Annotated in this window: 13 protein-coding genes; 7 read left to right on the plus strand and 6 right to left on the minus strand. The window is 33.9% G+C overall.

Annotated elements, in window-relative coordinates:
* Nucleotides 1–183 precede the first annotated feature (183 nt).
* Nucleotides 184–1,452, plus strand: coding sequence for an MBL fold metallo-hydrolase (locus NMY3_RS07980; protein WP_196818377.1), 1,269 nt, complete (start codon nt 184–186; stop codon nt 1,450–1,452).
* A gap of 473 nt (nt 1,453–1,925) precedes the next feature.
* Complete coding sequence (locus NMY3_RS07985; RefSeq protein WP_196818378.1) at nt 1,926–2,339, plus strand: ester cyclase; 414 nt, start codon at nt 1,926–1,928, stop codon at nt 2,337–2,339.
* A 213-nt stretch (nt 2,340–2,552) separates the two neighbouring features.
* Here the strand turns inward: NMY3_RS07985 and NMY3_RS07990 are convergent, their stop codons facing one another.
* Nucleotides 2,553–2,879, minus strand: a complete 327-nt coding sequence (locus NMY3_RS07990; protein WP_196818379.1) for a hypothetical protein — start codon at nt 2,877–2,879, stop codon at nt 2,553–2,555.
* A gap of 630 nt (nt 2,880–3,509) precedes the next feature.
* Between NMY3_RS07990 and NMY3_RS07995 the strand changes: the two genes are divergently transcribed.
* The 4 genes from NMY3_RS07995 (at nt 3,510) to NMY3_RS08010 (ending at nt 9,357) form a co-directional block, all read left to right on the plus strand.
* Nucleotides 3,510–4,064: a response regulator gene (locus NMY3_RS07995; protein WP_196818380.1), complete on the plus strand. Its 555-nt coding sequence runs from the start codon at nt 3,510–3,512 to the stop codon at nt 4,062–4,064.
* Between the two features lie 654 nt (nt 4,065–4,718).
* On the plus strand, nt 4,719–5,201 hold the full coding sequence (locus tag NMY3_RS08000; protein ID WP_196818381.1) for a hypothetical protein: 483 nt from the start codon (nt 4,719–4,721) through the stop codon (nt 5,199–5,201).
* A gap of 500 nt (nt 5,202–5,701) precedes the next feature.
* On the plus strand, nt 5,702–7,747 hold the full coding sequence (locus NMY3_RS08005) for a sensor histidine kinase (RefSeq protein WP_196818382.1): 2,046 nt from the start codon (nt 5,702–5,704) through the stop codon (nt 7,745–7,747).
* A 1,271-nt stretch (nt 7,748–9,018) separates the two neighbouring features.
* Nucleotides 9,019–9,357, plus strand: coding sequence for a hypothetical protein (locus NMY3_RS08010; protein ID WP_196818383.1), 339 nt, complete (start codon nt 9,019–9,021; stop codon nt 9,355–9,357).
* Between the two features lie 178 nt (nt 9,358–9,535).
* Here NMY3_RS08010 and NMY3_RS08015 read toward each other — a convergent pair whose 3' ends face one another.
* The 4 genes from NMY3_RS08015 to NMY3_RS17070 all read right to left on the minus strand — a co-directional run bounded on the left by NMY3_RS08015 (nt 9,536) and on the right by NMY3_RS17070 (nt 11,450).
* A complete protein-coding gene (locus NMY3_RS08015; RefSeq protein WP_196818384.1) occupies nt 9,536–9,715 on the minus strand; it encodes a DUF1059 domain-containing protein in 180 nt (59 codons plus the stop codon).
* A gap of 265 nt (nt 9,716–9,980) precedes the next feature.
* Nucleotides 9,981–10,601, minus strand: coding sequence for a LemA family protein (locus NMY3_RS08020; protein ID WP_196818385.1), 621 nt, complete (start codon nt 10,599–10,601; stop codon nt 9,981–9,983).
* A gap of 50 nt (nt 10,602–10,651) precedes the next feature.
* Nucleotides 10,652–11,314: a TPM domain-containing protein gene (locus tag NMY3_RS08025; protein WP_196818386.1), complete on the minus strand. Its 663-nt coding sequence runs from the start codon at nt 11,312–11,314 to the stop codon at nt 10,652–10,654.
* Nucleotides 11,247–11,450: a TPM domain-containing protein gene (locus tag NMY3_RS17070; protein WP_425319400.1), complete on the minus strand. Its 204-nt coding sequence runs from the start codon at nt 11,448–11,450 to the stop codon at nt 11,247–11,249. The genes NMY3_RS08025 and NMY3_RS17070 overlap by 68 nt, the downstream gene beginning before the upstream one ends.
* On the opposite strand from NMY3_RS17070, the gene NMY3_RS08030 reads away from it, so the two are divergent.
* Complete coding sequence (locus NMY3_RS08030) at nt 11,428–11,610, plus strand: hypothetical protein (protein ID WP_196818387.1); 183 nt, start codon at nt 11,428–11,430, stop codon at nt 11,608–11,610. The two genes, NMY3_RS17070 and NMY3_RS08030, sit on opposite strands and share 23 nt — an antisense overlap.
* A 536-nt stretch (nt 11,611–12,146) precedes the next feature.
* Here the strand turns inward: NMY3_RS08030 and NMY3_RS08035 are convergent.
* Nucleotides 12,147–12,950, minus strand: a complete 804-nt coding sequence (locus tag NMY3_RS08035) for a nucleotidyltransferase family protein (RefSeq protein WP_196818388.1) — start codon at nt 12,948–12,950, stop codon at nt 12,147–12,149.
* Between the last annotated feature and the right edge of the window lie 100 nt (nt 12,951–13,050).

Below are 13,050 nucleotides of genomic sequence, written 5' to 3' on the forward strand. Positions count from 1 at the left end.
CAAAGGTCAATTTTACCAGTTTAGTAACGAGTAAATCCGAATTCGACTACTTGTCTTGACATTAAGACAAACTTGCTTTCACGAGTTAAGAAACCCGTCGCAACTTTACCTATGCTTATAGAGGATGTCATCAATTTATGATTTATAAATATCAATTTGCAATCTAGAGATATGATTATGCCAATGGCAAATGACGATAATAATAGTAATAACAAGAATAGTTTAGTGATAAAACCAACTGAGTTAAAGAGAAAGATGGACAAAGGCGATGATATTTTTATTTTAGATGTCAGAAGTAGATACGAACATGATCTGTGGACTATTTCCTATGATAATTATCCGGATTCGCTTGTAATCCCAGTAGATACACTAGCTTCTAATGAATCTCTAAAACAGATTCCAAAGAATAAAGAAGTAATCACGTTTTGTGCTCATGGGCAAAGGTCATCTATGGCAGCAAGAACTCTGGCATCTTTGGGTTATAATGTTAGAACTGTTGAAGGCGGGATGGTTGGATGGAGTAGGCTATATGATGTTGCTGAAGTAAATTTAGATTCAAACATAACATTGAAAATTTGGCAGGTAAGACGCATCTCAAAGGGGTGCATGAGCTATGTTATTGCATCCACAAAAGATAAGAAAGCAACAATTATTGATGCAACATGCGATATTGATACTGTTATCAACACCCTGCTTCAAGAAAATGAACTTACACTTAGCAGAGTACTTGATACTCATATGCATGCAGATCACCTTTCAGGCTCAATCAGAGTTGCTAGAAAATATCGATCAGAGGTAGCAATTAGTGGGTTTGAAAACTACGACACACACCAGGTATCATCTGAAAAGGATCCAAAATATAGACTAATTTCAGCAGGACAAAAATTTGAATTAGGAGATGGATTTTATTTAGAGGCGATTCACACCCCCGGACATACAGATGGCAGCATGAGTTTCTTGTTGAAAATAAATAATGATACTAGAAATAGGAACAGCAACATACAGAAAAATAGTGCTGATGATTTTGCCAGAAATAATGATAATAATGGGAATCCAGATTATTACCTTTTTACAGGTGATACCATTTTTGTAAATGGGGTAGGGAGACCGGATCTTCGTAGTAAATCACAGGAGTATACCAATAAACTTTTCCACACTTACAATCGTGTGATTTTTGATTTGCCTGATAAAACAATCATACTTCCAGCTCACTACAGCTCCGGTTTTGAACATGAAAAGCCCGTGCTAGATTCACTGGGATCAATTAAACAAAAACTGGCATCCATACTCGATTCTAAAGAAAAATTCATCGACTTTGTAACTTCAAATATCCCACCTCATCCTATGAATTATGAAAAAATAGTCTACTTGAACAAGAACTTGACCTCGTGTGATATGGTAAATCAAACAGATCTAGACTCTGGCCCAAATTCTTGCGGTATCAGGGCATAGGGGTTTAATCATCTGGGTTGGTAATGACTGTTACCTCATATTCATATAGACTCATGCGTTTTAGTTACATGCTTAGTCGATAAATCAAATGACTTTTTTGACATTTATCAAATAATTTGTATGATTTTTGTTCTTAATTTAACGTCTCATCAAGAAGAAATAGCAGTAACACATTTTACCAAATCTAAAGATCCGTCTCATTTAATTTTTAGTCACTAGACCAAATCGATTAAGGCATTCTCTTATTGTTCGACAATGAACATCATTTATCTTTATGAAAAGAATGTGTCAGTATTAGTAATAATTTGTTTAGGATATGGTCAGCATTAGAATATACCAACCATGAATATTTAACCAACACCTAACTATGTTGGCTAACTGACATATTATTTACATATACAAAATCTCCATGATATACCAAAACAGGGTCATTAGAAGGAAAATCTTAAGAGAAAGGAATATGTATTCTATTTGTGACCACAACTGAGCCTTTAAGGCAAAATGTTCAAAAATTGGCTGAAACTTTTAACGATCCTCAAAATAGAGAAACGGCTTATTTTGACTTTTATGATGATTCTCTAATAATACACGGTTTCCCTCCTAATTTACCAGGTAATAAAGAAGGTTTTAAGCAATTTATCTATATGCTTTGGAACGCGTTCCCAGATATAAGAATCATATTTGATGACATTATTATCGAGGAAAATAAGGTTGTTTGCAGATACGTTTTATTTGGAACTCATAGGGGAAAGTTTTTGGAGATATCTCCAACCAATAAGACTTTTAGAGTGAATGGAATGACAATATTTTACTTTAAGGATAGAAAATGTGTTCAGCGTTGGAACCTGGTAGATATGATATCTTTAATGGAACAGTTAAAGCCATAGACGCCCAAACTTGATACCTGTCAAATTACTAGGAATGTTGTTGAAAAGTCAATCATAACGTTCAAGGGATTTGTCTGTTTAATTTTTTCAAATTAGTTCGCGATTTCTGTCATGGTCTGTTGATGGACTGTAGGTCTTTAAATCTCATTTAATATCATTCTGATGAGTTTAGATTAAGTAGAAACATTTGATTGACATTCTACTGTTATGTTGTTAAATATATTTTTGCATTTTAATTACGATGATTCTTGAGCGGATCGTTCCTCTATGACCTGAAGAAAGTTCATAAAGAACTGATCTAAATTTTCTTGATAAAAAATATTCTAAAAATGAAACTATTGTCCTTCCATGCATATCAGCTGTAAAAATGGTTATCATCTCTGGTTTTAGTTCATTAACGAACTTCAATAATTCTTCGATCTTAAATGAGCCTGAATGTATATTATTGCCCCTAAAGTGATGACTCAACACCATGTACTCTTGAGCCTTGGTTTGATTTGAGCTGGGAGCTGCCGAAACTATGGTTATTCCGTCATTCATTTAAGTGTACATCATTTATTAACATGATTCAAATAAATTTGTTAATAAGAATTACTTTTGGTGTTTGATTGAGTATGTATCAACAAAGAATTTGGAAATCTAAGTTACCTGGTGGTTTTGCTAGTCAATGTTGTCTGGCTGAGTGAGCGAACTATCGACTATATCTATACTTTACACTCCTACCTTATCGCTCTCATTCTTTAATCCATATAATCATCGTTTACAAAATATGGATGCATATCCCCTAAACAAATAGGTAGAACAAAAAGATCGACCAGCAATTTCGTTTTCGGATTAATTTGCCAGAAGACTGATCATCCATAGGGATAATACTATCGGTACCAATAGAAGGATAAATATATGTTCATAAACATAATATTATCAATCTTGAATTAATTATCTGACAATAAGTCGATGCATGCACACATAGATAAAGGGGGTAGGAAGTACGCTATTTCCAGAATTGAGGGACAACCTCTAATACAAAATATTTCTAATCATGGATAGTGTATATGAAGGGGCAATAACTAAATCAAATGATTTTTGTTATTTTGTGAACTAACATATATTAACCTTATTTTATGCTTTATTAACTATGTTATCTAATTTAGAGTATATAGGGGTGATATTGTGTCAATTGACTATTTGCATTACGTAGCATCTTATAAGAAAGATATAAAAAATCCGCATAGTAACAGTGATAAACATATATCGTTACCAAGGAGAGCACATGTACTTACGCATTCTACAAACAATAAGAACCTGACAAAGATTCATCCCGGCCCTTATGTAAAGAAAAATAAGAAATACCGAGTGCTGTTAGCTGAATCAAACTCTGGTGTCCGGGCAGTGATCAAACTATATTTAGAATCTTTAAATTTTGATTACATCACTGCGGATAGGGGTGATGAAGCTTTACGTCTCTTTTCTGATACCGTTGCCAATAGGAGAAAAAATTATGATGTTGTATTACTGGATTCCCATTTAGATGGGCTTTCTGGATTAGAAGTCGCAATCGAGATTCATAAACAGTGTCCATACCAAAGAATTATGATCATGAGCGCTTCTCCGAGAGAACACCTGCCTAATAAATTACTAAAGTCGGCCAAAATTCACGAGAGCGACATTTTTACAAGACCATTTAGACTTGCAGAATTGATTTGTTCAATAGAGCCAATACGCTAACTTCGAATTATTTACAATTAGTGTTTAAAGTGATTTTTCTTAATTACTCATTTGGTTTTCCACTTTATTAGTACCCAATTTCCTTGCGGGAAGAGGTTTTGACACTACCTTTATTTTATTTGTAGTATTGATATATTCCTGATTCATAGGAAACAAAAAAATACCTTTACTTATTTTAGATTTTTATGTTATGAAATCGGCATAGGATAACCTAACATATGTCCTAGAAAGACCCTACTAATTTGCTGTATTATACCAATTTACTATCATCAAAAACGTTCTTCCTCTAATACTATATATGAATTACCGGAATTCAGAATAGACCATTTAATCTTATCTTCCGTATCGGTTGTTTTTTGAACCTTAATAGAAATGATTTTATCACAACATAAGAACCTGCAATGTTTGGATTAAAAGAATCCATGTTAACATGGATACTATAAGAATCAGACTAGAAGGGTTAGGGTCACAATTTGAGTCCATTTATCTACGCAACAAACTCTTGTTTATGATTAGGCCAATTCCAATTGGTAGGGGTTTACATATCCACTAATTTCGGATATATTAGCGATCTCCCTATTTTTCGCCCGATTATCCAATAGGTTGGAAAAATAATGAATTATCTAATTGAGATGCCTTAAAATGTTATAAGCAATGAATTCACGAAAATCTAACGGAGTTGAGAAATGGGTGATTTTTTCTGATATTGAAAAAGCAGGAGAATTGGCAGACCAAGTAGCACTGCAATTAAGAAATTCCAATGGCAATCTCAGAGTAGTCTATTATAAACTTGAAGAAATTTTGATTAATTACAGGAAAAATAACGTTGATGTAGATTTAATTATGCCGGCTATCTATGAAGTTGATTTTGAATTTAACAAGACGAGTCCTGATGGTAGATCTGTATGGATAGCATATGCAGACGCGTTACATGAAGAGTTGTGTAATACAAATGGCAGTCTTCACAAAAAAGTAAAATTTGAAAACAACATAAAGGGTGCATCCCTAGTCAATCACATAATTGACCAACTAAATTTACCACCGAGTTCAGCTCTGTTGATAGGTCCAATAGCTGCAAGTATTTTGGGGCTCGGAGTAACGGCATTTTGCAAACATGAAAATAAAAATTGTGACTGATCGGCTTAAATCACCATAGCACAAGCCAATTTCGACCAAATACAATAACATGACTGATCACACCAAAACTATTGGTTTGATCACTGCCACTCTTAAAGGGACAATAATTGATTCTATCATTTGCATACTAATTAGTATTGTTTGTCGGACTAATATTACTATGTAAAAATATCATGCAAATAATGGTCTTCACTTTCCGGAAAGAAAAAATATAAAGAAATGTTAATTAAAAATATACTTTATAGTAGATTTCAAAACATCTGGGCTGGTATCATATTTCATAGCATTCCTCCATTTGTTTTAATATCCTGCAGCCAGCTATTTTTCATATTATTAAATTCAATGCATCTTTTAGCCATTTTCTGCCCGGTAAATCATTATGATTCGGTCTGAAGAACAGGTCTGACTCTCCTCTGGGTACTCGTGGGTGGAGAGCATTAGTGGGTATAAAAATAGGTTCGCTAGTCCCTCCGTAATAAAAAATGATGTAGGTATCAAAAGTGATAGAGCAAATTAATTATAACGTGCTATCACAAAATAAAACATTGCGTTTAGCAGATTATGGTAAAACCTTTGTTATCTTACCCATATTACTCGTGTCTTCAGTAATCTTGGGGATCTTATCTTTTAACTATTTTACTCAAACAGCAAATCAAATTCAGGAACTAGCATTGGATGATTTGCAAACAAATTCAGAGATTGAAGTCTACAGCATTTCAAACATCCTTCAAAATTCTATATATTTTGTAAATTCAAATTTGGAAAGAATTGTTAATTCCCCATCGATCACAAACTGGAATATTACTGGAATTCAAAGATTACTTGACCTAGCCCTGAACTCTACTAACTATGTAGCGGATGGATATTATCTATTAGATCGCAATGGGACGTTAGTAACCTTTACCGGTATAAATAAAGAACAATATGCACCTTTCAAAGGTATCAATCTAAGCCACAGAGATTATTTTCAAATTCCAAAACTGAATGGAACCCTTTATACAAGCACTGTGATTGAATCCAACGACAGCGTACCAAGAATCTATATTTCATTCCCGATTACTAGGAGTAATAATACCGAGTTACTCGATCCTGCTGTAGATCTACAACAATCCAGAAGCAATTCTACCTCTTTCAAAGGGGTGGTAGTGGCTTCGATAGCAGCAAAAACCCTTGGGAATTTCCTTGAAAGTCAATTGCATCCAAAATTTAATGGCGAAATAGGGTTTCTTGACCGAGATGGTACCATAATATATTCACCAAATCAAACCTTTATAGGTAAAGATTATTTTGGACCCGAATTTCAATCTTTCATGAAAACTTCTCTAAAGGATAATGAGGAGAGATTTAATAACATCATACATAAAGCGCTTGCTGCTGAAAGTGGTGTAGATGAATTCAGCTTTGAGAATTCTACCACCACAATAGCTTACCAGGCAGTGTTAGTTCCAGGCAGCCAGGGACAGGAGAACAGAATTGGTACTTTGTTTATAACTATTCCACATACTCTTGCTGGAGATGTAATAGGTTTGATTAATGCACAAAATCTGGTTAATTTTACGATAATCCTAGGAATTGCCTCAATAGCAATCATAGTGACAATTATCTTGCTACGCTGGAACCAAATTTTAAAGAATGTGGTGGATGTGAAGACCTCTCAATTAACAGATTCGATTGCAAAATTAGAAAAAGCCAACGAAGACTTGCAATCACATGACAAATTACAAAAAGAATTTATCAACGTTGCTGCGCATGAACTCCGGACTCCAACTCAGGCAATATCGGGAAATTTGGAATTAGTTGAGATGACATATCTTCCATCGATGCTACAAGAAACATCCATAAATCAAGATGAAATCGCTAGAGAATTTCGAGATTTGGTCGAAAACAAAGAAAAGTTGGTCGAATTTAGAAAGGCCCTTATTTCCACGTATAGGAATTCACAAAGACTTGAGAAATTAGTGAATGATATTCTAGATACTTCAAGAATTGAAGGTAATAGATTAGAGTTGCATAAAGAATTTTTTAATCTAAATGAGAAAATCGAAAATGTAATCAAAGATATAAGCAACAAATCCAGTAACTATAGAGAGCCAAATAATCCCAATAATCCGATAAAGATAGTATTTGAACCTCAACAAAGTCCAATTAACGTATTTGCTGATAAGCTAAGAATTTTTGAGGTTCTCTCAAATCTGTTAAATAATGCAATAAAATTTTCAAATGGTAACCCAATTATTATTTCAGCTATTAAGTCAAAGAAAAATAAGGGGATTTCCCCTGGGTTTGATAAGGAAAAGGTAGAAGTTCCATATGATCAAGATGTGGAAATAGTGATAGTATCTGTCATAGATAGAGGGAAGGGCATTGACAGGGAAATTTTGCCTCGGTTATTTACAAAATTTGCAACAAAGTCAACCCAAGGCACAGGACTAGGTTTGTACATAGCCAAAAATATAATCGAAGCACACGGCGGACAGATATGGGCTCAAGATAATGCTGATGGGAATGGTGCCACGTTCTCATTTAGTTTACCTTTAGATCTATAAAGCTTTTGAATGCAAATGACAACTACCACAACCTCTTTAAATATGATGTTTGGTTGTTGCGTAGTTTATGGTGAGGTTTTTATTTATACATTTTATGATGCCAAAATCTTTTGATTTTCATAATTAATGTATTGCGATATATGCTTCATAAAATTACTGCTGAAAGTTGATATGATCGAAGAAGAGCGTCATATACACAGATACTTACTATGATGTCAAGATTTTGCTATATCCTTTCCAGATGTATTCATATACCTTCCATCCACATTCTTTGGGACAATAGATTGAAAGTGTTTTCAAGATCTCCTTCTTTCCTGCACTAGATTATCACAAATCCAATTCCATTTACGAGAATATTTCTTCGTACCATACATTCGTAGGACGATGTCTACCAATTTCCGGGATTTTGTTTGAAGTACAAACGGGTTGTCTTTGTTCTTATTTTCACTGTGATTTTCTAATCTGCAAAAGGCGGTCGTTTGATTTCTAGTCTATCATTGCGACTATCTGCTTATTCTTAGTTGAATATTTATGTCGTACATGGTCCAGGATACAGATCTCTACTACTTTGCAACTACAGATTCAATGTGTCGTTTGCCAGATGATCGCAGGCTTCCAGAATTGATCAAGGTAATAATATCAAGATATTCAGATTTTATCGATCCTAGTTGATATTAGTAGTGTGCACATATAGTAGGACCTTACTTACTATGATTTCAGTATGACCACCTGGCGGTGTAGAGGAATTTACGAGTTTTTTTGAGATTCTGATTCTCAAGCGAGTGACTTTTTTCTAAAATAGCATGATATGTCGCCGTAATTTTTCACCAATCAATAGAGAATATCTATTTATCCTTTATGATGCAAGACATGATGCGTGCTAATCATCTGTGGTTTAGATAAGCCATATCATTTTTGATACGGCTTGAGTCACTGTAATGATATTAATGGTATCATTAGAAGTCTTATAAGCAAATTGTTTGGATAAACGATCAGCTATAAAATATGCAACTTAACTCAAATATTAATTCATACCAATAAAATAACAGGATTTTATCAAAAGATGAAAAGAAAAAAAGAGTAATTGAGCTTTACCTAGAAGGTGTACCTTATAATCAAATTGCCAAGATTGTAAGAATCAGTATTAGAGACATTTCTTCAATCATTAACGAATACCTAGGAATTCAAAAAACTAATTCAGAAAAATCAAATAGGTCAAACGCATTTCTCATGTTTAAGGAAATAAACCTTTAGTAGATGTAGTCATAGAATTGGATATCCTTCCAAGTGAGGCTGAGCAAATACATGCAGACTTTGTGAGACTTGAAGGTAGAGATTTTGTCAATAATAATTTTGCTCAGGTCGAAAAAGATATCCCAGGTTTTGTAAAGTATCATAATGTAATGAAAAAATATGACCATCCTGAAAAACATAAGATCAAACTTATAGTTGATAATAATTTTGTACTAGAAAAACAAAAGGAAGAATATTTTAAAATAAAAATTAACACTGAAAAATTATCAGATATCAAATATCAATTGGAAATTGATATTCAAAAAATGAAAACTCAATATGAGTTCTACATGAGTCAGAATAGCAACATGAATTAGGGTTCAATAGAACACTTAACTTTTCGTAAATCCGTCCAGCCCGAAAAGGTTAATCGTGACATTTATCGGATTAAGTTCCCCTGCTCCTATATAACCACTAGAAGTTTGATCGGTTTTCTAAAAAGGCATCAAATTTTCAAAATAAATGATAATAATGCTATCTCATCAAAAATTTAATCTAATCACTGTGAATAATTCCTTTGATCTTCTCTTTCATTTCATCAGTTATATCTTCTTCTTTCATATTGTGATGACTCTTGGCATGCTCTATACCATTATTCAAAACTTCTTCTTCTGTTTCACCTTTTACGACATAATCACAATCAAATCCAGCTTCTCTACAACTAATCGTTTTCATAAGTTATCTTCGGGCTTGTTTCCTATAAATAATTTTTGTACCCTATCCGGGTTTCCGTTGGCTCAAAAGTATTTTGGTCTAAACCTAGTTCACAATTAAGTTAATTGTATTTTGACTAATTGTTTTCGAATTTGTCTCATTATTGTATATATGGGCATTTACCTAAATAATTAATTTCAAGTTGTTTTCGATCGCACTGTGAAAGTCACCATGACTCAGACCACTCTTTTGATCAGCTTTTTCTACTGGTTTTATCTAATTATTACTATTGTTGTAGAGTTAGGTTCACTTGTGGTACACTAGTTTTGACCTGAGAGTTTGCTTGGAATTGAGGTAATTCTGTGAATCCCCATGGTTTTAGCCCTATCAATCCGTTATTATTGAAAATTACGTTCGGGAAAACTTTCAGGAAAGTGTTATAATCTCTAACGCCGTCATTATAATAAGTTCTTGCAACCGTTATTCTATTCTCGGTTCCTGCTAATTCGTCCATTAATCTAGTCACGACCTGATCTGATTTCAAGGAAGGGTATGCCTCATAAGTTAATACAATCCTACCAAGCGCACTTTCAATCAAATTGCTTATCTGATTTTTTTGAGAGATATCACTGCTTGGAGTGGACATCCATTGTGTTCTTAAGTTGGTTATTTCATTGAGAGTTTGCTGCTCAAATTGCATGTATCCCTTTACAGATTGAACCAAGTTAGGTATTAAGTCATAGCGTCTTTGCAATTGTGTATCAGTATCTGCTGCCAACCTCTTTACATTTTCATTTTTTGCCAAGGCTGTATTAAATCCCGAATAGTAGGTAACAATGATTATAACAATGATGGTCACAATAGCTATTACTATACCTAAAGATACTGCTATACTCTTGCTTACCACACTATTTTCCTCTGTTGTCTAAAATGACATGACTCTGCTATAAATAAACATTATCGTCCAGCGCCACCACCACCAGAGTGACCTCCACCACCGCTGCTGCCTCCACCGCTAAATCCACTTCCACTTCCACTTCCACTTCCACTCAACCCACTCCCACTACTTCCTCCGTACCACCCTGCTCCTCCGTAACTCCCCCATCTTCTCCAGTTTCGTCCGCCTCTTCTAAAGGATAGAAGTAAGACACCCAAAAAAATTATTACAATGATTATTATTCCAAAATAATCTATTTGAGACTGTTGTTGAGGTTCGTTTGTCAATTCATAGTTCGGATCATTGTTAGAATATCCAATATATTGTCCCAACGAAACTACAGTGTCTAAGAACCCCTGATCGAGTAAGGTACTATTCCCATTTTTAGTATAGAGAGCCTTTGCGGGCACCAGGTAGGTGTCCAATATTTCTCCTGCAATTCCATCTGTAATGTTGCCTTCGAGTCCTCTACCAACTTCAATTCGCATGGAACCCCCAGACAAGTCAGGATTAGAGGAAAATAATAATAGTATCCCATTGTCCTTCCCAGTCTTACCAATTCCCTTTATTCCGTCAAGATTTAATTCATTGAATATGTAATTTGAAAGAGTATCTCTATCTTGAATTTCTTGACCGTCTTTTGTAATACCGTGTCCAAAAAAAACCGGGAATAGTATAGACAATAATTTCAACTGTAGTCGAGTCATCCAATTGACGAAGATAATTGTCCAACAAATTCTCATACTGCTCATTTATGACTCCAGCTCTATCGTAGACATAATGCGTACGAGATCCGATGGGAGATGCTTCGCTTTGCATTGTTTGCAATGGCGATTCTATTGTTAATGAGATAAAAATAATAATAGACGCAAAGACCACATATTTGGATAAGTGGTTACCACTAGTCATTCTGTTTAAAAATGCTAAACCAAACGGATTTCTTTTCAAAGAGATCTCTATTGATATTTGGTGGAATTAATCTGTTAAGAAAGTAAAAAACTAAACAAAGGGCTTAATTACTAAAGAATTTAACAAAGGTGCATGATCGAACTTGATACAAAATTTACTGCTTTGATCGTATTTCTCATATAAAACTACTTGAAGAATTCACAAAATTTTTCTTTGGTTATCGATGTTAGTTAATAGTCATCAACATGAAATATGATTTATCAGTATTTGTAGAATCAGGACTCGCTGTGTTATTGATATTTAAGGTGGTAGCGAAAGTAATGCTGTTGTTCAGACCCTGCCTACCCTTTTTTTGAACCAGATTCACCGCTGTTAATGCATCAGTGGTAGAATCAACTGCATTTCTTAGATTTTCACTTTTTAGCTCATTTATTGTATTAAATGCATATTATGCCTTGACTAATCATAAAGTTCATAAAAACAGAAGAACAATATTTCATGCTCATCTGATGACGTACCGGTTCTCTAGTTTTTGAAATAGTCGTGATGATAGGCTCTGAATCTGATAGTTTAGTAACCACTTGAAAATGACATCCACTATAACAGTCATTTAAGATTCGATGATTCCATCTCTAATACAACCTTGTCTACTAGTTTTTTGTTTCTTTCTAAATAGGTAGGTGATTCTATATCTATCCAATCTGTTCCATTAAGAAACACATCGTAACAATAGATACTATTATTATCACTAATTCTTATTTTAGATAAAATATCTGAAGATAGATCAAAACTTTTTCCGTCCTTCTCATTTGATTTTATTCTTAAAAAATTCATTATTCTATTGTTGAAAAGATAAATTCCTGATGCTTCTGGGTATTCAAGCTTGACAATTGGTTTTTCACTAAATTCCTTAATTAGGTAGGTATTTTTTGTACATTTCTTGTCCAGGATCAGCCTGCCTGTTTCCTCTTTACGGTGCGATCTGGATATTATTATTCCTATTAGTCCATCATCCGATTCGGAATTGATTTTAATATAATCCTTAACAAGACTGTTTATATCCACAGCACACAAGTTGTCAGCATACCATACCATGAAGAAAGATTCTTTCTCCAATTTTTTCATACACTCTAGGAGTGCACCACCAGTCCCCTTTTTTCTATCTTCAATAAAAATGATTTTCTTGCCAATAATCGCTTCCTTACCATCTAGATAATTAATGATTTGTTTTCCGTATGAGTCAAATTCACAAACTATAATGATTTCAGTAACATGAGAGGATTTAGAAATATATCTTATTATGTAGTCAATCAAGGGCTTTCCATTAATCGGAATTAACGCCTTTGGACTATAATCGCTGTATGGTCTTGCTCTAGAGCCTACGCCACCTGCCAGTAATACTATCTTCATCTAATCTAATTCTATTCATGAATTTATAAAATAGTATCTGAAAAAATGCTGAAAGTGAAATAAATACACCAAATCTTATTGCTATCCATGATTAATCTGG

Origin of the sequence: Candidatus Nitrosocosmicus oleophilus (assembly GCF_000802205.1) — an archaeon.
GTDB classification, from domain to species: domain Archaea; phylum Thermoproteota; class Nitrososphaeria; order Nitrososphaerales; family Nitrososphaeraceae; genus Nitrosocosmicus; species Nitrosocosmicus oleophilus.